This window comes from Micromonospora sp. DT46 (assembly GCF_049841735.1).
In the GTDB taxonomy this organism is placed as follows: Bacteria; Actinomycetota; Actinomycetes; order Mycobacteriales; family Micromonosporaceae; genus Micromonospora; species Micromonospora reichwaldensis.
In genome coordinates, this window is record NZ_JBNCKW010000005.1 from 1 (window position 1) to 19,907 (window position 19,907).

16 protein-coding genes are annotated in these 19,907 nt (G+C 73.4%); 3 read left to right on the forward strand and 13 right to left on the reverse strand.

The features are described from left to right. Positions 1-565: 565 nt before the first annotated feature. Positions 566-922 carry a VOC family protein gene (locus ACLQ20_RS14295; RefSeq protein ID WP_393168227.1) on the reverse strand — a complete coding sequence of 119 codons (357 nt, stop codon included), beginning with the start codon at positions 920-922 and terminating at the stop codon, positions 566-568. A gap of 159 nt (positions 923-1,081) precedes the next feature. Here ACLQ20_RS14295 and ACLQ20_RS14300 point away from each other — a divergent pair, with 159 nt between their 5' ends. After that, complete coding sequence (locus tag ACLQ20_RS14300) at positions 1,082-3,937, forward strand: aconitate hydratase (protein WP_358121923.1); 2,856 nt, start codon at positions 1,082-1,084, stop codon at positions 3,935-3,937. A 55-nt stretch (positions 3,938-3,992) separates the two neighbouring features. On the opposite strand, the gene ACLQ20_RS14305 is transcribed toward ACLQ20_RS14300, so the two are convergent. From ACLQ20_RS14305 to ACLQ20_RS14345, 9 genes are all read right to left on the reverse strand, one after another. Further along, complete coding sequence (locus tag ACLQ20_RS14305; RefSeq protein ID WP_425855939.1) at positions 3,993-6,080, reverse strand: pectate lyase family protein; 2,088 nt, start codon at positions 6,078-6,080, stop codon at positions 3,993-3,995. A 707-nt stretch (positions 6,081-6,787) separates the two neighbouring features. Further along, positions 6,788-7,399, reverse strand: a complete 612-nt coding sequence (locus ACLQ20_RS14310) for a GTP-binding protein (RefSeq protein ID WP_132240296.1) — start codon at positions 7,397-7,399, stop codon at positions 6,788-6,790. After that, complete coding sequence (locus ACLQ20_RS14315; RefSeq protein ID WP_358121927.1) at positions 7,380-7,766, reverse strand: DUF742 domain-containing protein; 387 nt, start codon at positions 7,764-7,766, stop codon at positions 7,380-7,382. The genes ACLQ20_RS14310 and ACLQ20_RS14315 overlap by 20 nt, the downstream gene beginning before the upstream one ends. Positions 7,767-7,771: 5 nt before the next feature. Beyond that, positions 7,772-8,194 carry a roadblock/LC7 domain-containing protein gene (locus ACLQ20_RS14320; protein ID WP_091629996.1) on the reverse strand — a complete coding sequence of 141 codons (423 nt, stop codon included), beginning with the start codon at positions 8,192-8,194 and terminating at the stop codon, positions 7,772-7,774. Positions 8,195-8,285: 91 nt separating this feature from the next. Further along, the gene (locus ACLQ20_RS14325) at positions 8,286-10,877 is read right to left on the reverse strand and encodes a sensor histidine kinase (RefSeq protein ID WP_425855941.1); all 2,592 of its coding nucleotides are present in this window, start codon (positions 10,875-10,877) and stop codon (positions 8,286-8,288) included. A 154-nt stretch (positions 10,878-11,031) separates the two neighbouring features. Beyond that, a complete protein-coding gene (locus ACLQ20_RS14330) occupies positions 11,032-12,606 on the reverse strand; it encodes a prenyltransferase (protein ID WP_425855943.1) in 1,575 nt (524 codons plus the stop codon). After that, positions 12,603-13,478, reverse strand: a complete 876-nt coding sequence (locus ACLQ20_RS14335) for a terpene synthase family protein (RefSeq protein ID WP_425856402.1) — start codon at positions 13,476-13,478, stop codon at positions 12,603-12,605. The genes ACLQ20_RS14330 and ACLQ20_RS14335 overlap by 4 nt, the downstream gene beginning before the upstream one ends. 53 nt (positions 13,479-13,531) lie before the next feature. After that, a complete protein-coding gene (locus tag ACLQ20_RS14340) occupies positions 13,532-14,857 on the reverse strand; it encodes a cytochrome P450 (protein WP_151457156.1) in 1,326 nt (441 codons plus the stop codon). Positions 14,858-15,100: 243 nt separating this feature from the next. Then, positions 15,101-16,015: a GNAT family N-acetyltransferase gene (locus ACLQ20_RS14345; RefSeq protein ID WP_425855945.1), complete on the reverse strand. Its 915-nt coding sequence runs from the start codon at positions 16,013-16,015 to the stop codon at positions 15,101-15,103. Positions 16,016-16,097: 82 nt separating this feature from the next. On the opposite strand from ACLQ20_RS14345, the gene ACLQ20_RS14350 reads away from it, so the two are divergent. After that, entirely contained in the window at positions 16,098-16,346 is a 249-nt protein-coding gene (locus ACLQ20_RS14350; protein ID WP_132240301.1) for a DUF2630 family protein, read from the forward strand. Positions 16,347-16,391: 45 nt separating this feature from the next. Here the strand turns inward: ACLQ20_RS14350 and ACLQ20_RS14355 are convergent, their stop codons facing one another. From ACLQ20_RS14355 to ACLQ20_RS14365, 3 genes are all read right to left on the reverse strand, one after another. Then, on the reverse strand, positions 16,392-17,327 hold the full coding sequence (locus tag ACLQ20_RS14355) for an RIO1 family regulatory kinase/ATPase (RefSeq protein ID WP_327029037.1): 936 nt from the start codon (positions 17,325-17,327) through the stop codon (positions 16,392-16,394). 251 nt (positions 17,328-17,578) lie between these two features. Beyond that, the gene (locus ACLQ20_RS14360) at positions 17,579-18,223 is read right to left on the reverse strand and encodes an HAD family hydrolase (protein WP_425855947.1); all 645 of its coding nucleotides are present in this window, start codon (positions 18,221-18,223) and stop codon (positions 17,579-17,581) included. A gap of 59 nt (positions 18,224-18,282) precedes the next feature. Beyond that, positions 18,283-19,149 carry a carbon-nitrogen hydrolase family protein gene (locus tag ACLQ20_RS14365; RefSeq protein ID WP_425856404.1) on the reverse strand — a complete coding sequence of 289 codons (867 nt, stop codon included), beginning with the start codon at positions 19,147-19,149 and terminating at the stop codon, positions 18,283-18,285. 109 nt (positions 19,150-19,258) lie between these two features. Here ACLQ20_RS14365 and ACLQ20_RS14370 point away from each other — a divergent pair, with 109 nt between their 5' ends. Beyond that, positions 19,259-19,831, forward strand: a complete 573-nt coding sequence (locus ACLQ20_RS14370) for a TetR/AcrR family transcriptional regulator (protein WP_151457345.1) — start codon at positions 19,259-19,261, stop codon at positions 19,829-19,831. Positions 19,832-19,907 lie beyond the last annotated feature (76 nt).

The window sequence follows — 19,907 nt, forward strand, 5'->3', positions numbered from 1 at the left end:
CCCCGACCAGGCCTCCTACCGCATGAGCGTCGACAACCTCGCCGACTGGATCGCCACCCGCGGCTACACCGCCTGACACACACCAACGACACGCGCCGCCCAGCAACACCCCAACGACAAGGGCCGACCCCCACAAGGGGCCGGCCCTTGTCGTCTTCACCTTCACCCAACGTCTGTAGCCGGGTAGGCCGGGCCGAGCCGAAGCCGAGGCCCAGGGCGGCAGCCGGGGCCGAGCCGCAGCCAGAGCCCGGGGGCACCCGCGGTGGCCAGCCCGCGTTGCCCACCCCAGGCGGGCACAGACCGAGGCGAGAAACTCCAGCATCCGCCGACAGTCAGCCGACCGAAGGCGAGCAAAGTCCAGCGTCCGCCGACAGGTCAGCCGACCAACGCGAGCAACCTCCAGCGCCCGCCGGCAAGCAGGGTGTCGATCGGGTCGTGGTAGGCGTAGGGCAGCGGACCGAGGCGAGCAAGCTTCCGCGTCCGCCGGCAGGACGGCCGGCCAACGCGAGCAACCTCCAGCATCCGCCGGCAGGGCAGCCGACCGAGGCGAGCAACTCGCCGGTGGTCAGTCGATCGGGGCGAGGAACTCCAGCCGGTTGCCGTGCGCGTCCTGGGAGTGGAAGCGGCGCAGCCCGGGCAGTTCGTCGTCGCCCCAGCTCACCGGGTACCCGGCGGCGACCAACCGGGCGGCGAGCGCGTCCAGGTCCGGCCACAGCAGGCCGGGGTGGGCCTTGCGGGCGGGCCGGAAGTCGTCCTCCACGCCCAGGTGCAGCTCCGCGCCGTGCCCGGTGAACCAGCAGCCGCCACGGGCCGCGAGGGCGGGCGGTTTGGGCTTCTCGGCCATCCCGAGCACCCCGACGTAGAAGGCCCGCGACGCCTCTTCGGAGCCGCGTGGGCAGGCGAGCTGGACGTGATGGATCATGGTGGCACCTCCTCGTCCCGAACGATGGCACGAGGTTGCGAAGTTAGCAAGACGGACGTACGGTTTTGTTGACGACGAGATCGGCGGTAAGTGTCCCCTAACCACGGCGGCACCCCGACCGGTGCGACAGACTGCTCAGGACTACTCACGGTCGCTGGTGTGAAGGAGTACGACGTGGCGAGCCTCGACACCTTCGGTGCGAAGACCCAGCTACGCGTCGGAGACGCGAGCTACGAGATTTTCAAGATCAGCAAGGTGGACGGCCACGAACGGCTGCCCTACAGCCTGAAGATCCTCCTGGAGAACCTGCTCCGGACCGAGGACGGCGCGAACATCACCGCCGACCACATCCGGCAGCTCGGCGCCTGGGAATCCGACGCCGACCCGAGCGTCGAGATCCAGTTCACCCCGGCGCGGGTGCTCATGCAGGACTTCACCGGCGTGCCCTGCGTGGTCGACCTGGCCACCATGCGCGAGGCGGTACGGGACCTGGGCGGCGACGCCACTAAGGTGAACCCGCTCGCCCCGGCCGAGCTGGTCATCGACCACTCCGTCATCGCCGACCTGTTCGGTCGCGAGGACGCCTTCGAGCGCAACGTCGAGCTGGAGTACGAGCGCAACAAGGAGCGTTACCAGTTCCTGCGCTGGGGCCAGACCGCGTTCAACGAGTTCAAGGTCGTCCCCCCGGGCACGGGCATCGTGCACCAGGTCAACATCGAGTACCTGGCCCGTACGATCATGGAGCGCAACGGCCAGGCGTACCCGGACACGGTCGTCGGCACCGACTCGCACACCACGATGGTCAACGGCCTGGGCGTGCTCGGCTGGGGCGTCGGCGGCATCGAGGCCGAGGCCGCGATGCTCGGTCAGCCCGTCAGCATGCTGATCCCGCGCGTGGTGGGCTTCAAGCTCTCCGGCGAGATGCCGGCCGGCACCACCGCCACCGACCTGGTGCTCACCATCACCGAGATGCTGCGCAAGCACGGCGTGGTGGGCAAGTTCGTCGAGTTCTACGGGCCGGGCGTGAGCGCCGTGCCGCTGGCCAACCGGGCCACCATCGGCAACATGTCCCCGGAGTACGGCTCCACCGTCGCGATCTTCCCGATCGACGCCGAGACCGTCCGCTACCTGGAGCTGACCGGCCGCGACGCCGCGCAGGTCGCGCTCGTCGAGGCGTACGCCAAGGAGCAGGGCCTCTGGCACGACCCGGACGCCGAGCCGGAGTACTCGGAGCGCCTGGAGCTGGACCTCGGCACGATCGAGCCGTCCCTGGCCGGCCCGAAGCGCCCGCAGGACCGGGTCCCGCTGGGCAACGCCAAGACCCTGTTCCGCTCGGCGCTGACCGACTACGTGGCCGCCGACGAGACCGGCGGCGACCGTGGCCGCAAGTCGGGCGTGCCGCAGCTGGAGAAGCCGTTCGGCGTGCAGGGCCACGCCGACGAGGCGAGCGCCGAGTCCTTCCCGGCCAGCGACTCCCCGGCCAACGGGGTCAGCGACCCGGCCGACGCGCCACGCGACCTGGAGACGGCGGCGGTCGGCTCCGGCGGGCGGGCCAGCAACCCGACCCGGGTCACCGGCGCCGACGGCGTCGAGTACGAGCTGGACCACGGCGCCGTGGTGATCGCGGCCATCACCTCCTGCACCAACACCTCCAACCCGCAGGTGATGATCGGCGCGGCCCTGCTGGCCCGCAACGCGGTCGACAAGGGCCTGACCCGCAAGCCGTGGGTGAAGACCACCCTGGCCCCGGGTTCCAAGGTCGTCATGGACTACTACGAGCGGGCCGGCCTCACGCCCTACCTGGAGAAGCTCGGCTTCCACCTGGTGGGCTACGGCTGCACCACCTGCATCGGCAACTCCGGCCCGCTGCCGGAGGAGGTCTCGGCCGCGGTCAATGAGGCCGACCTGGCCGTCGTCTCCGTGCTCTCCGGCAACCGCAACTTCGAGGGCCGGATCAACCCGGACGTCAAGATGAACTACCTGGCGTCCCCGCCGCTGGTGGTCGCGTACGCGCTGGCCGGCACGATGGACATCGACCTGGCCAACGAGCCGATCGGCGAGGACGGCGAGGGCAACCCGGTGTTCCTTCGGGACATCTGGCCCAACAGCGCCGAGATCCAGGACGTCATCGCCTCGGCGATCGGCGCCACCGGCTTCAGCGCCGCGTACGAGGACGTCTTCGCCGGTGACGAGCGCTGGCAGTCGCTGCCCACCCCGACCGGCGACACGTTCGCCTGGGCGGACGAGTCCACCTACGTCCGCAAGCCCCCGTACTTCGAGGGCATGGAGCGGGAGCCGAAGGCGGTCGTCGACATCGGTCCGGCGCGGGTGCTGGCCAAGCTGGGCGACTCGGTGACCACCGACCACATCTCGCCGGCCGGTTCCATCAAGGCCGACTCGCCCGCCGGGACGTACCTCGCCGAGCACGGCGTGCCGCGGCACGAGTTCAACTCGTACGGCTCGCGCCGGGGCAACCACGAGGTGATGATCCGGGGCACCTTCGCCAACATCCGGCTACGCAACCAGCTGGTCCCCGGCGTCGAGGGCGGCTTCACGGTCAACCACCTGACCGGCGAGCAGACCTCGATCTACGACGCCTCGGTGGCCTACCAGGAGGCGGGCATCCCGCTGGTCGTGCTGGCCGGCAAGGAGTACGGTTCCGGCTCGTCGCGCGACTGGGCGGCCAAGGGCACCATGCTGCTCGGCGTCAGGGCGGTCATCGCCGAGTCGTACGAGCGGATCCACCGCTCGAACCTGATCGGCATGGGCGTGCTGCCGCTGCAGTTCCCGGCCGGCGAGACCGCCGAGTCGCTCGGCCTCACCGGCACGGAGACGTTCTCCATCGCCGGGGTCACCGCGCTGAACGACGGCCAGACCCCGCGTACGGTCAAGGTCAGCACCGACACCGGCGTCGAGTTCGACGCGGTGGTCCGGATCGACACCCCGGGCGAGGCGGACTACTACCGGCACGGCGGCATCCTGCAGTACGTGCTGCGTCGCATGATCGCCAACTGACGACACGGACGAGGGGCTCCCTGCCACGACGGCAGGGGGCCCCTCGCGTGTCCGCTCAGATGCGGCCGGTGCCGGCGCCCGCGAGGACCAGGGCGGGCACGTCCGCCGCCGGGTCGAGGCTGTACGGGTAGTACGTGCGCGGCTCGACCACCGTGCCGTTCGTCTCCGGCGCGCCCGAGCCGACGTACACGTTGTGGCGCTGCACCGCCCGGCCGGGTCCGCTGTCGGCGTAGCCGCTCGCCGACCACAGCGGGTGCGGCACGTCGCGGAAGTAGTTCCCCTCCACCAGCACGCCGGCGTTCTCCGTCGACGCCACGCCGTAGAGGGCGTTGCCGAGGAAGTAGTTGTTGTAGACGTGCACCGGCTCGCCGAAGCGGACCCGGGGGTGCCGCTGGCGGCTGTTGTCGAAGAAGTTGTGGTGGATGCTGACCTTCAGCCGGCCCACGTCGGTGGAGGCTGAGCCGTCGGAGTGGCCGATCAGCATGGACTTGTCGGCGTGGTCGAAGTGGTTCCACGACACCGTCACGTAGTCAGCGCCCCGGACGATGTCGACCGAGCCGTCCACCGCGCCGGAGAAGCGGTTGTGGTCGATCCAGATGTGGTGCGAGTTCTGGCCGACGTTGACCGCGTCGTCCTCCGCGTTCGTGAAGTTGATGTTGCGGACGATCACGTTGTACGACCGGTAGAAGTCCAGCCCGCCGCCGGTGATCTCGGCGTTGCCGACCCCGACGATGGTCTTGTGGGGGCGTACCCCCTGCTTGCTGGTGATCGCGATCCGCCCGGTCACCTGGATGACCAGCGGGCCCACCGTGTCGATGTGTTCCAGGAAGTCCGCGGCGTTGGTCGCGGTCACCGTCGGCCCGCCGGCGCCGCCGGTGGTGCCGTTCTGGCCGAGGGCCGCCACGGCGGCGAAGCCGTCCGGGCCCGCGACGGCCGGCACCGGCGCGACGGAGGCCGGCGCGGCGAGGGCCGTGGTCCTGCCGGGCCCGGCACCCGCCGGGACGATGGTCGGCACGCTCGCGGCCGGGTCGAGGGTGTACGGGTAGTACCCGCGCGGGTCCGGCACCGTGCCCCGGGTCTCGATCGCGTGGTTGCAGGCGACCAGGATGTTGCCCCGCTCGACGATGCGCCCGAGGTCGCCGCTGAAGTCGACCCGGCCCGGATTGTTCACGCTGTAGAAGTAGTTGTTCTCCATCAGCACGGCGGCGTCGTACGTGGAGGCCACCCCGTAGCTGTTGTCGTTGTAGTGGTTGTTGTAGACGTGTGCGAGCGCGGAGAAGCGCACCCGTGGATTGCGCTGGTCGGAGCGGTCGAAGAAGTTGTGGTGGTACGTGACCCGCAGCCGGCCGATGTCCTGCGGGCCGGCGTCCTCGTCGTGGCCGAGCAGCAGCGTCTTGTCGTGGTCGTGGAAGTGGTTCCAGGAGACCGTGACGAAGTCCGAGCCGCGCTTGATGTCGACCGCGCCGTCGTCGCCGTCGGAGAACTCGTTGTGGTCGATCCAGATGTGGTGCGAGAACATCTGGACGTTGATCAGGTCGTCGGTCGCGCCGGTGAGGTGCAGGTTCCGGATGATGATGTTGTGCACCGCGTTCGCCGGGGGCGAGGTCACGTCGTCGTCGACGGGCACGCCGATGTTGAGCCCTCCGCCGGCGAGCGTCGCGTCGTCGCCGAGACCGACGATCGTCTTGTCGGAGGCGACGTTCCACATCCCGTCGTTGCCGCCGGCGGGCAGCGTGATGGTGCCGGCGACCTGGACGACGTACGGCCCCGGGCGGGCGATGTGGTCGAGGAACTGCGCGGTGGTGGTGACCGTGACGACCGGCCCGCCGGCGCCACCGGTGGTCCCGTTCTGGCCGAGGGCGTGGACGCTGGCGAACCCGTCCGCCGCCGCAGCCGGAGCAGGGCCGGGCGCCGTCCGCGAGGCGGTGCCGGCCGCTGCCTGCGGGGCGGTCCCGGATGCCGCTGCGGCCGGAGCGTTGCCGGATGCGGCCGTCGGGGCGGGTGGAGCCGGCGGGGTGGTCGGGAGCGCGGCGTTGGCCGGTGACGCCGGTGCCACCAGTGCGGCGGCGAGGCCGACGGCGGCGAGCAGCCGTCGGCGACGCCCGGGCCGTGGCGGCCCGTCCGGGTTGAGGGTCGTGAGCATGAGGTTCCGCCTTTCTCGTACGGCGGATCGCCGGAGCCGGCGCACGACGGGCCGCGTGCCGTTCGGATGCTGGGGCACGGTCGCGCGGGTTCGGGTGCCTGGGCGCGGTCGCGCGGGACCAGACGCGAGTGGGGACTGGTTCGCGTCGGGGTTGCGGACCGGCACCGGCGATCAGCCAGGTGATGGACGGCGGAAAGCGCTTTCCGAGCACCATGCTAGGCAGCCCATCTGATCGAAGTCAATCGATCGGCCCTGCCCCCGTCGCGCGCACCTCGCGCCGTCGATCCTGGCGGTCCGCACTCCGTACGTGTGCTCCGTGCGGGTGCTCTGCGCTCTGTGCGCTCTCTGCTCTGTGCGTGCGCTCCGTGCTCGAGTAGGCACCAGCCCAGCGACACTTTGGCCCCGCGACCAATCCGCCACCACGCGCACGGGCACCTAAGGAAGCGAGCTGCCAACCCACGGGTGCGCTGCACCCGTGCAGGTCCGGAGATCTTGGTACGGACGTGCCCCCATAGGGGCCGTTTCTCGCCAAGATCCGGTCTGCGCGTCGAGGGACGCGACGCAGCGGACAGCGACGCAGCAGACACGGAGCAGCCGCAACGACGCGAGCAGCAGGCAGCGACGCGGGGCAGCCCCAACGGCCGCTACCCGCGCGACGGCGGCTGCGGCACCGTAGCGGCTGCTACACGGTGGTGACGGTGGGCCGGTCAGTCGGTGGCGGCGGCGCGGCGGCGGGCCTCGCGGGTCTTCATGGCGTGCTCCATCAGCGTGATGAGCACCTCCTTGCTGGACTCCCGCTGCCGCGCGTCGCAGAGCAGCACCGGCACGCCCGGGTCGAGGTTGAGCGCCGCCTGCACCTCGTCGAGCCGGTACTGCCGGCTTCCCTCGAAGCAGTTGACCGCCACCACGAACGGCGTGCCCCTGCCCTCGAAGTAGTCGATCGAGGGGAAGCAGTCGGCCAGCCGCCGGGTGTCGGCCAGCACCACCGCGCCGAGCGCGCCGAGCGCCAGCTCGTCCCAGACGAACCAGAACCGGTCCTGGCCAGGGGTGCCGAAGAGGTAGAGCACCAGGTCGTCGCTGATGGTGATGCGGCCGAAGTCCATCGCCACGGTGGTGGTCGTCTTGCTCTCCACCCCGGAGAGGTCGTCGATGCCGACGCCGGACTCGGTCAACACCTCCTCCGTACGCAGCGGACGCGTCTCGCTGACCGCACCGACCATGGTGGTCTTGCCCACGCCGAAGCCACCCGCGACGAGGATCTTGATCGCGGTGGGCAGTGGCGTCGCTCCCGCCGGCCGCTCAGAGTGCCCGTAGTCCATTGATTACCGCCTCGAAAACGCTGTTGTCGGGAAGGCCGGCTGTGGTGTGCGGCTCACGTACCTGCACCAGGCTGCGGGCCGCCAGGTCACCGAGCAGGACCCGGATGGTGCCCACCGGCAGGTCCAGGTGGGCGGCGATCTCGGCGACGGACTGGATCCGCTGGCAGAGCCCGACTATCGCCAGGTGCTCCGGGCCCAGTCCGATCTCCGGGATCACGTCCGCACGGGTCGCCGTCACCAGGGAGATCAGGTCGAACGTGCCGGTGACCGGCCGGGCCCGGCCGCGCGTCATCGCGTACGGGCGCACGACCGGGCCGGCATGGTCGTCGACCCACTGGTGCTCCGAGGACTCCCCCTGCACCGTCATCGCGGCTACTTCTCGCCGGTCTGCTGCTCGCCGGTCCGCGAAGGCGACGCCACGTACTTGCCGACGCGGGTGACCAGCATCGCCATCTCGTAGGCGATCAGGCCGACGTCGGCGTCCTCGCTGGCGAGGACGGCCAGGCAGGCGTTGCGCCCGGCCGCCGTGACGAACAGGAACGACGACTGCATCTCGATGATGGTCTGCTGCACCTGCCCGCCGCCGAAGCGCTTGCCCGCGCCCCGGGCCAGGCTCTGGATGCCGGCCGCCATGGCCGCCAGGTGCTCGGCGTCGTCCCGGCCCAGCCCTCGCGAGGCGGCCATCAACAGGCCGTCCGTAGAGAGCGCGACCGCGTGGTCGGCCTGCTTCACCCGGCCGACCAGATCATCCAGCAACCACGTCAGGTCGGCACTCGAAGCCGTCTTCTGCGCCACTCGTCGTCCTCTTCTCCCCCGGCTGTTGTCGCCGTGCTCGTCTCGGCTGACCGCTGCGGTGCGGGGATCCCCCGCACCGCGACGGCACCGGTCAGGTCGCTTGCAGGTCGTTGCCGGCGTCGGGTTCCTCGCCGGCCTCGGTTCGGCTGTCGCCCGCTCCACCGAGCAGCCGGGCGGCGTCGGTACGGCCCCGCCGGGTGCCGGTCTGGTAGGAGCTCATCATCCGGCGTACCTGCTCCGGCGGGCGCGCCGTGTCGTCGTCCCCGTCGTCGTCCCCGCCGGCGGCCGGATCGTCGCGGAGCTCCGGCACGATGCTGGCCTGCCGGACCCGGACCGGCAGGCCCGAGTCGGTACGCGCCGTCACCTGGCGGGCCGTCGGCGCCGGACCGCCGGTCGTCGTGGAGCCGGTGGCCGCCTCCGGTGCGGGGGTCCCCGTCGTGTCGGGCGCCTCCGCCGGCGCGGGCCGGGCGGCCACGGGCAGGCCGGTCGGGAAGGTCGGGCCGTCCAGGGCGTACTGCTCGGAGCCGCCACGGGGGCGCACGGGCAGCCGCGGGTCGAGGGCCGGGCCCGTCGTCGGCAGGCTCCGGCCGCGCGACCGGGTCGGCAGGGCGCCACCGTCGGCGTCCCCCGTGGCGGGGGCGTCGGCGTCCGACGCCGGGCGGGGGCGGGGCGCGAGCGGCTCGGCCAGTGCCACCGGCGCCGTGGCGAGCGGTGGCTCGGCGGCGGGCGGCGCCTGACCGGACGCGCCGGCCACCGGGACGCCGGCGGGCAGGCCGGCCGGGAACCCGCCGGAGGTGCTCGGGTCCTCGTCGGCGGCGGTGACCAGCTCGGCCGGGATCAGCACGACGGCGGTGGTGCCGCCGTACGCGGACTCCTTGAGCTGCACCCGTACGCCGTGCCGCTCGGTCAGCCGGCTGACCACGTAGAGCCCGAGGCGGGAGGCGTTGGCCAGGTTCAGCTCGGACTGGTCGACGATCCGGTGGTTCGCGGCGGCGAGGTCCTCCTCGCTCATGCCCAGGCCACGGTCCTCGATCTCGATGGCGAAGCCGTTGGCCACCTGCTGCCCGCGCACCTCGACCGAGGTGTGCGGCGGGGAGAACGACAGCCCGTTCTCGATCAGCTCGGCGAGCAGGTGAATGACGTCGCCGACCGCGCGGCCGGTGAGCGAGACCGCGCCGAGGGGCAGCACGTTGACCCGGGTGTAGTCCTCGACCTCGGCGACCGCGCCCCGGACGACGTCGACCATGGGCACGTTGCGCCGCCAGGCGCGGCCCGGGGTGGAGCCGGAGAGCACGATGAGGTTCTCCGCGTTGCGCCGCATCCGGGTGGCGAGGTGGTCGACCCGGAACAGGTCCTCCAGTTCCTCGGCGTCGTGCTCGCGACGCTCCATCGCGTCGAGCAGGGTGAGCTGGCGGTGCACCAGCGCCTGGGTGCGCCGGGCCAGGCTGAGGAAGACCTCGCGTACGTTGCGGCGCAGGTCGGCCTGCTCGACGGCGGTGCGGATGGCGGTCTCCTGCACGGCGTTGAACGCCTTGCCCACCTGGCCGATCTCGTCGTCGCCGAACTCGAGCGGAGGCGCCTCCTTGGCGATGTCGACCTCCTCGCCGTGGCCGAGCCGCTCGACGACGCTGGGCAGCCGCTCGTTGGCCAGCCGGATGGCGGCCTCGCGCAGCCGCTCCAACTGCTGCACCAGGGCCCGCGCGGTGGTGATCGACACGACGATCGAGGCGACGACGGCGAGCAGGCCCAGACCGGCGGCCAGCACCAGCCGCAGGACGACGCCGACGGCGATCGGCGCGGCCCGCTCGACGAGCGCGTCACCGGCCTCGATGATGAAGCGCTGCTGCTCGCCGACCACCACGTCGGCCGCCGCGCGCCACTCCGCCGCCGACACGGGTGGCGCGCCGCCCGCCCGTCCCTGCACGACGCGGTCCTCCAGGGACCGGAACGCGGTGTACGCCTCGCCGCCGACGAGTGCCTCGTAACGGGCCCGGTCGCCGCTCGACAGGTCGGTACGGACCTGGCTGTCCAGGTAGCGCTGGGCGCCGGTGGCGCGGGCGAAGGCGGCGGTCTCCTCGGGCGTCATCCGGCCGGCGGCCAGGGCGCCGGTGACGAGGGCGTCCTCCTGCGACATGAGTTCGCGGATCCGGACGAGCTGGATCAGCGCCGCGGTCTCCCGCGTGAACTGTTCGTCGTCCAGGTTGCCCAGCGACCCGTACATCCGCAGCACCGAGTCGATGAGTTCGGTGTACTCCCGGGTGGCGGCGGCGCGGTCCACCTGGCGGTCGCGGATGGACTCGCGTACGGCGGCGAGCCGGTCCAGCCCGCTGACGACCGTGTCGATCTGCCGCTGGCTCTCGTCGGCTGCCAGGTCCACCCGCCAGCTGCTGACGGACTTGCGGAAGTCGTCGGCGACGCCCTCGGTCCGCCGCCACTGCGCGTCGAGCTGCTCCCGCTCGGCCGCGCCCGAACCGCCCAGGTACGCCGCGGACGCCCGGCGTTCCGCCTGCAACTCGAGCACCAGCGGCTCACCCGGCTGGGCGACCTGGGCGTCGAGCACCTGCACCCAGAGGAGACTGACGCCCTCCCGGAGGGTCACCCACGCGGCGAACGCCCACAGCGCAACGAGTGAGGCCAGCAGAGCCACGACTTTCCGGCGCAGATTGGAGCTGCGGGAACCCATTTAAAACCATCCCTGGCGGGGAGTCTGATTCATCCGATCGGCGGTTTCCGCATGGCGCTTCGACCGACCCGGCGCACGGTAGCAGTGTCCCGACGATCACTCAAGCAGTGCTGATCATGACCGGTGCGTCATCGGGGGCACCGGGTCGCGGGGCTCACCGTCCTGCGTGGCCGCTCAGCCGCGCCAGGTGCCGCGCCGCGAGCACGGCGGCCCGCACGATGAGCACCGGGTGGTAGAGATCCTTGTCATGCCACAGTGGAACGCCGTCGCCGTCCTCGTCGCGATGCTCGTCGAGGTAGGCGAGCGCGCGGCGCACGGCGGTGGCGAGGCCCGGCCGGGGCTGTCGCCCCGTGCCGAGCAGCACCTGGAGGGCGTACGCGGTCTCCTCCGGCGTGCCCGTCCACAGCCCCCACGAGCCGTCGTCGCGCTGGGTGTCGCGCACCCAGTCGGCCGCCCGGTCGAGCCGGCCGCCGGTGGTGTCGGGCGCGTACTCGGCGAGGCCCGCCGCGACGCTGGCCGTCGCGTAGTAGGGCGAGGCGTGCCAGCGGTCCGTCCAGCTGCCGTCGGCGAGCTGACCGTCCACCAGCCAGCCGGCCACCCGCCGCGCCACGTCGGCGTACGGGCGGCCCGGACGGTGCCGGGCATGCCAGCCGAGCGCCTCCAGGACGTGGGCGTTCGTGGTGACCGACGAGCCGTCCTCGCCCTGCCAGGTGCAGAAGTGCGTGCCCGTGTCGTACGCCAGGAGGCTGTCGGGCGCCATCGGGCGGCCGAGCCGGGCCAGCGCGAAGAGGGTGACGGCGGTGGTGTCAGCGTCCGTCGGGAGGCCGGGCGAGGTGGCCGCGCCCGTCGGTCCGAGCGCGGCGGCCAGGCTGCCGGTCAGCTCGGCGGGGACGTCCGCCGCCGCGCCGACCCGGGCCAGCCCGCTGAGCACCCAGGCCCGCTCGAACACGGCGATGGGTGTCGTGCACGGCACGGGCCCGCCGCCCCGCACCACGGCTCCGGTCAGGTACTCCAGCGCGCTCCGGTCCGCGCCGGGACGGGCGGGATCGCCCAGCCAGGCCGCGGTGGCTGCGGGCGAGGCCCCGACGGCGCCGGACACGGGCCGGGCCGGCAGGCCCACCCGTGCCCGCTCGTCGAGCACCTCGAAGGCGTGCCACAGCTTCTCCGGTACGGGCCCGCCCGCGGCGAGGAGCCGCCCGACCGCCTCGGCCCGGTGCCGGGTCATGCCGTGCGGCATCGGCAGCGCCGCCGGCCGCCCGGGTGCCGCCGTGCCGTCGAGGAGCGCGTCGACGCGGTCGATCAGGGCGGGCACGATCAGGTCGACGCCCGGCATGTCCGGCACGGGCTCGGCGGCGACCAGCAGCCGGTCCCGCAGCACCGCGACGCCCCGGTCCACGGCCGTCGAGAGCCGGTGCGCCTCCCGTGGGCGGGCGCGCCCCGGCGTGCGCAGGGCGCTCAGCAGCGCCTCCACCGCGCTCAGGGTCGGCACCAGGCCGTACGCGCCCGGCGCCCCCCACCCGCCGTCGGCGCGCTGGGCGGCCAGCAGGTGACGCAGCCGCTCGGCGTGCCCCGGCAGCCAGGGGGCGTCGCTGACCAGCCGACCGGTCTCGTAGACCGAGGGCGAGACCGTGCCGTCGGGGGCGGCCAGCATCGCCGCCACCAGTTCACGGCCGGCGACGGCGAGCGCGGCGCCCCCCGAGTCCCGGACGGCGACCGGGGCCGCCGTCACGACATGCCCCAGAAGTCGGCCAGCTGGTAGAAGCCGCTGCTGAAGCCGACCTGCCGGGCCAGGTAGTCCGCCTCGCGCGGGCAGGTCTCCCGGAGCGGGTCCAGCATCCGGTGGCAGGTGTCCACCAGCTCGGCGAGCCGCTGCTCCACCTCGGCGCGGTCCTCGACCAGCAGCAACGCGTTCAGGTCGCCCCAGCGCACGTCCCGCTCGTAGGTGCCGAGGTCGTTGACGAGGCGCAGGGCGCGCTGCACCTGGTCGCTGACCGCGACCAGCTCGTCCAGCCGGGCGAGGGTGGCCTCGTCGCCGGTGTAGAGCCAGTGCGCGACGTTGACGATCGTGCAGGCGTGGTTGTCGGCGTTGTCCAGGTACGCGTCGAGACTCGGCAGGGACGACCGGTCCCCGGGCCGCCAGGCCGCCTTCCACTCCCACTCGCGGGCCATCGCCCGCACCGTCGCGTCCACCCGGTTCCGCCACAGCGGACGGTGCGCCGCGAAGGCGTCGGACGTCGCCAGCTCACCCTGGAGCGCGGCCAGGTAGTCGCCGAGGTGGTCGTCGGCGGCGGGCGGCTCGCCGGCGGCCACCGCGAGGCAGCGCGCGACGAGGCCGTCGACCTCGTCGCGGGAGCGCGCCCGGTGGTCGATCAGCCAGTCGAGGGCGAAGCCCCACAGCACGGTCCGGTTCGCGGCGCGCAGTTGCCCGGCGGTGCACCACGGGGCGCCGAAGGCGATGGCCAGCGAGATGTTGGCGAACAACATGGTGTCGAACGGGTCGGCGGGAAACAGTTCGGGGTGCGCCGCGGCCGACGCCTGGAGGTCGCGTTGGCCGCGTACCGCCAGGCCGCAGATCCGGCCCTGTTCCTGCGCGTCCCGCATCTCGTCGCGCCCGCCCGGCGTCGCGTCGCGCGACCGGTCGGGCGTCACCGCGGTCACGCCGGCCTCCGCTCGTGGACCGGGGTCAGCGCCATGACCACCGGCCGACCCGGACGCAGGGTCGCCGCCAGCTGCTTGGGCGGCATCCCGGCGTCGCGCAGCCGGAAGCGGTACCGGCTGAGGATCGTCGCGACCACCAGCGGAGCCTCCAGGTTGAACAGGTACATGCCGAGGCACTGGTGCGGGCCGCCGCCGAACGGGAAGTACGCGTACCGGTGCTCCCGCCGCGGCTGGTCGCCACGGAACCGGTCGGGATCGAAGGTGTCCGGGCGGTCCCAGTACCGGGCCAGCCGTTGGGTGACGTAGGAGCTGACGGCGACGATGCTGCCGGCTCTGATCCTGGCGCCGCCGATGACGTCGTCCGCCACCGCCGTGCGGGGCACCAGCCACCCGGCGGGGTACATGCGCAGCAGCTCGTCGACCACCGACCGGGTGTAGGTGAGGGCGAGCAACTGCTCCCGGCTGATCACCCGGTCCGCGCCCACCACCTCGTCCAGCTCGGCGTAGAGCCGGCCGGCCACCTCCGGGTTGGCGTCCAGGATCGGCCACAGCCAGGTCAGTACGGCGTACGTCGTCTCCGTCGCGGTGGCGAACATGGACACCACGTCGTCGCGGACCCGTCGCTCCCCGAGCGGGCGGCCGTCGTCGTCGCGGGCGTTCGCCAGGGCGGCGAGCAGGTCGTCGCCGTCGCGCGGGTGGGCCCGCTCGGCCCGCACCAGGGGCAGCATGATGTCGTCGACGACGCCGATGGCGCGGCGCAGGGCGCGGTCGCCCGGCACCGGTACGGCGTCGGGCACGAAGGGCAGGAGCAGGCGGGCCCGCAGCGCCGTCACGATGGTGTCCTGGGCGGCCACGATCCGCAGCTGGTCGGCGAGGCTCACCCGGTCGGCGAAGAAGACGCTGCTGATCGCCCGGCAGATGACCCGGCCCAGCTCGGCGCCGGCGTCCAGCCACCGGCCGGTGCGGGCCGGCTCGTCGAACTCGTCGACGGCCTCGCTGACGGCCTGGCTCATGGAGTCCACCAGGGAGTCGATGCGCTTGGCGGTGAAGTGCGGCTGCATCCGCCCGCGGCTGGCCTGCCACTCCGGTCCGTCGGACATGATGCCGTCGCCGGTGAGCCGTCGTACCGGCCGCCACAGCATGCTCTGGCCGCCGCGGGTGTAGTTGGCCGCGTTGTCCCGCAGCACGTACTGCACGTGGGCGGGTTCGGTGACCAGGTAGGGGCGGATCGTCCCGAGGTTGAGCCGCAGGACCTCGCCCGGGGCGGCGTCCGCCATCGCGACGAGCTGGCCCAGCGGGTCACGCAGCAGGCCCGGCAGCATCCTCCACAGTGGCGCGGACCGCGCCGGACGACTTCGTGAGTCGTCGGCACCCCGTTCAGCAATGGCATCCCGCACCCGTGGCTCCTCCCGTCGGTCACGCTCCGTTGTGACGGACCGTCATGCGAACGGCTGCCTTGCGTCACGATTCGGGAAGCATGCCATCACCCGTCGAGACTCCGCTAGCCGTCGAATGAGAATTTTGCTCATGGGAATGCTCGTCCATGAAGGATTTCGTGTCGGGCGTCACTTCGGAAGGGTGCGCAGGTGGCGCCACTCGGCGGCCACCGGCCGGTACCCGAACCACGCGTTGACCGCCCGCATCGCGTCGTTGCCGGCGTCGTTGATCGTGGACGCCCACTGGAAGCCCGCCGACCGGGCCGCCCGCAGCGACGCGTGCTTGACCGACCGGGCGAGACCCCGGCCCCGCCACCCGCTGCGGGTGCCCGTCATTCCCGACAGGTAGCGGTCCCGGCCGTCGGTCAGCGCGAGGCTGAACGCCACCACCACGCCGTCGGCCGTCGCCACCGTGCTCAGCGCCCGGTCCAGGTCCGGCCGGTCCCAGTACGCGGCCCGCCAGTCGGAGAAGCCGATCTCGTCCATCCCGACGTCGCCCGGCTCGTCCGCGGCGGCGGCCAGGTCCGCCTCGTACAACGGGCGCGGGTCGACCAGGTCCGCGGCCGTACCCAGCCGCACCCCGGCCGGCGGATCGGGCGCGGCCGGCAGCGCCGCCGCCAGGTCCAGGCCCAGGATCACGCTGCGCCGGCCGGGCCGGTAGCCGCGCCGCTCGGCGAAGGCGAGCGGTGCCGGCTCGTCGACGACCCGCGCGTACGCCCGGCGCACCCCCAGCCCGGCGAGCCGCTCCTCGGCGGCGGCGAGCAGCGCCGACCCGACGCCCCGCCCCCGCCCCTCGGGGCGCACGACCAGGTTGACGAAGCCGAGCCCCGGCTCGGCGCTCTCGTACAGCAGCCCCGTCCGGGCGACGCCGGCGATCCCGTCGCCCGCCTCGGCGACGAGCATCCCGAAGCGCTCGGCCGGCTTGCCGGTCGCCTGCCAGGCGAGCAGCTCCGGCGTGACCACCAGGTGGGGCCGGGCGGCGCGGAGCAGGTCGGCGACCGGCGCCAGGTCGGCGGGGCCGGCGGCCCGGACGGTGGGAACCATGGCTGGGCAACCTACCGCAGCGGCGGGGGCGGGCGGCGGTGGAACCCGGGCGCGCCCGCGCGGCCTGTGCCAGGCTCAGGGCATGGACGACAAGACGATCCTCAACCGGATCTCGGAACTGGTCGACGAGGAGCACCGGTTGCGCGCCGACGCGCAGGCCGGCGAGTCGGGCACGGACGACGACGCCCGCACCCGGCTGCGCGAGCTGGAGGAGTCCCTCGACCAGTGCTGGGACCTGCTGCGTCGGCGACGCGCCGCCCGGGAGACCCACGGCGACCCGGACGCCCAGGGGACGCGCCCCAAGCCGGCGGTCGAGCGCTACCTCCAGTGACCCGGGTCCCGGGTGGCCGGTGCCTGGCCACCCGGGACGTCGCGGTCAGCGGATCCCCGCCTCCCGCAGCAGCAGCGCGCTCAGCGCGGCCGGGTCGGCGTCCGCCGCGGGCAGGCCCCGGGCCGCGAACCAGGTGGCGACCACCCGCACGTCGCGGGCCAGGAACTCCGGCCCCTGCGGGTTGGCCACCACGTCGACCACCTGCGGCAGGTCGATGAGCACCAGCCGCCCCGCGTGCACCAGCAGGTTGTACGGCGACAGGTCGCCGTGTGCGAGGCCGGCGCGGGCGAGCACCACGAGGGCGTCGACGAGCTGCCCCCACAGCTCGCGCAGCTCCCCCGCCTCCGGCCGTAGTTGGGCCAGCCGGGGCGCGGCCAGCCCCTCCTCCTGGTCGCCGAGGAACTCCAGCATCAGCTCCGTGCCGCGCAGCTGCACCGGGTAGGGGACGGTGATCGTGCCGTGGCGGGCGCCGACCTCCCAGAGCCGGGCCAGCGCGGCGAACTCGGCCGCCGCCCACTGCCCGGCGATCATCTGCCGGCCGAAGGCGGTGCGACCGGCCATCGCCCGGTTCTCCCTGGACCGGCGGACCCGGCGGCCCTCCAGGTAACCGGCGTCGCGGTGGAAGAGGCGGTGCTGGGGGTCCCGGTACCGCTTGGCCGCCAGCAGGCAGGACCGGTCGGTGCCGGGCACCGCCCGGCGGACGAGGTGGACGTCCGCCTCCTTGCCGGTCTTGAGCATCCCGAGTTCGGTGTCCTTGGCGGCCAGTTCGGTGACCAGCCACTCGGGGTGAGGCTGCGGGCCGTGCACGGCGTCGTCCCAGGACGACCAGCGCTCCCCCGTGTCGGGGTCGGGCTCGGCGTCGGGGTCGGCGAGGGCGGGCTCGGCGGCCCGGCCACGCTTCAGGAAGAGCTGTTCGTCGTCGTCGAAGCGGCGCTTGCCGCGGGTACGGCGCTCGCGCGCCGGAAGGTCGTGATCGCGCACTGCGGTGGTGATCCCTTGCTCGAGGCTGATGGGGGCAGGTGGTAGTGACCTGCGAAGACGGCCATGACCGACCCCCTCTCCTCGACCGGGCGCGGACCCGGTTGCACGATGCGCCGACCATGCTCGCGGTCCGACGCCGCCCCGGTCAACCGAATTACGCCAGCCCAGGTCCGGCGCCCCGCCGGGGCTGGGCGGAAACCCCTTGGCCAGCCGCCGCGCCGGCTCACCGGGCGGCTGGTGGCGCTCCCCCGTCAGGCGGCGAGCACCGTCGCGACGGCGGCGATCACGCCGTCCGCCGTGCGGGTGGGGGCGAACCGGTCGTCGACCCAGCTCCGCCCCCGGTGCAGCCAGACGCTGGGCAGGCCCACGGCGGCGGCGCCCCCGATGTCCGCCTCCGGGCCGTCGCCGACCACCCAGGCGCCGCGCAGGGGCAGCTGTACCCGCCGGGCGGCCAGCGCGAAGATCCTCGGGTTGGGCTTGCTGACGCCGACCTCCTCGGAGATGACCCAGTCGGCGACGAAGCGGTCCAGCCCGGTACGCCGGATCATGGCCTCCTGCTGGCGTACCCCGCCGTTGCTGACCACCACGGGCGTCCAGCCGGCCCCGTCGGCGATCCGCAGCGCGCAGGCGACCAGCGGGTCGAGCCGGATGTTGGCCACCACGCCGTCGTGCAGCTCCTCGACCAGGTCGATGGACGGGATCCGCAGCCCGTACCGGTCACGCACGGCGTCGGCCACGTCCCACCGGTCGGTCAGCCCGTCGGCGTCGATGGACAGCAGCCAGTCGATGTCGGCCGGCGGCGCGCCGACACCGGCCAGGAAACGCTCCCCCCAGGCGCGGAACGGACCGGCCCGGTCGAGCAGCGTGTTGTCCAGGTCCAGCAGGAGCAGCGGCACTCGGGCACCTTACGGGAGCGCGACCGCCCGGCGACAGTGCCGACTCCGCCCCGCGCCCGTCAGGCCGGCAGCGCGGAGCGGGCGCCGCCCTGGTGGGGCAGACGGTCGAGCAGCATGCAGTGGGCCGCCCGGGTCGCCGCGAGGGCCTCCGGGGCGAGCGCGACGACCAGTACGGCCTCGCCGGTGTCCGCGCCCCGGGCCAGCGGCCGGCCCTCCGGGTCGTAGACCGCCGCGCCGCCGTTGAACCGCCACGGGTCGGCGCCGCCGACGAGGTTGGCGAACACCACGTACATCGTGTTGTCCAGCGCACGGGCGGCGTAGTAGAGGTCGCGGCGGTGCTCGGAGCCGGCCAGGTAGCCGCTCGGGCAGAGGTAGCCGTGCGCCCCGTCGGCCGCCGCTGCCCGGCCGTGCTCGGGGAAGCAGCCGTCGTAGCAGATGCCGAGCCCGAGCCGCCAGTCGTCGACGAGCAGGGTGGTACCCCGGTCACCGGCGACGAACAGCTCCCGCTCGCCGCTCCACAGCTGCTGCTTGTCGTAGCCGACGCGGACCTCGCCGGAGCGGTCGATCAGCAGGGCGGAGATCGTCCGCCGGCCGTCCGGGTGCCGGACGGCGGCGCCGACCACCACGGCGGCGCCGCCGTCGCGGGCCGCCTCGCGCAGCGGGTCCAGCCGCGGGTCGTCCACCCGGGCCGCCGGGTCGGCCGCGACGTCGGTGCCGGCCGGATCGGCCGCGAGCGTCGGCAGGTGGTACGCGGGCAGGAAGAGCTCGGGCAGCACGGTCACCCGGGCGCCCCGCTCCGTGGCCTGGCGGACCAGCCGGGCGGCGCTCGCCGCGTTGCCGGCCACGTCGCCGGGGACGGGCTCGGCCTGCACGGCCGCGACGATCAGCGGTGCGGCGGGGACCGCGACGGCGGTGGGAAGTGGCATCACGGGCCGATCCTAATCCGACGCGCCGACCTTGGATGATCATGCGCGCGGCCAAACCAAGCCGTACGTACGGTTTGCATGGCGGGGGGCGAGCTGTCACGATCGACCCGTGCCCAGAGTAAGTCAGGACCAGCTCGACGCGCGCCGGCAGGAGATTCTCGCCGCCGCGCGGGCCTGTTTCGCCCGGCACGGCTACGAGGGCGCCACCGTCCGCCGGCTCGAGGAGGCCACCCGGCTGTCCCGGGGCGCGATCTTCCACCACTTCCGCGACAAGGACTCGCTCTTCCTGGCGGTGGCCGAGGACGACGCCGCGGCCATGGTGGAGACGGTGGCCCGCAACGGCCTGGTCCAGGTCATGCGGGACCTCCTGGCCGGCGCGGTCTCCCCCGACACCACCGGCTGGCTGGGCAGCCAACTGGAGGTGTCCCGGCGGCTCCGGACCGACCCGGCGTTCGCCAGGCGGTGGGCGGAACGGTCGGCGGCGATCGCCGAGGCGACCCGCGACCGGCTCGCCCGGCAGCGGGAGGCGGGCGTGCTCCGCGAGGACATGCCGATCGACGTGCTGGCCCAGTTCCTCGAACTCGCCTACGACGGCCTGGTGCTGCACCTGGCGATGGGCCGTCCCGCCGGCGACCTCGGCCCGGTGCTCGACCTGGTCGAGGAGGCCGTCCGCCGCCGCTGACCGGCCGCCCTCGCGCCACTGCGTATCGGTCCGGTAACTCGGTCCACGCGGTGGGTCCACCCTGGCGGGCCTGCTC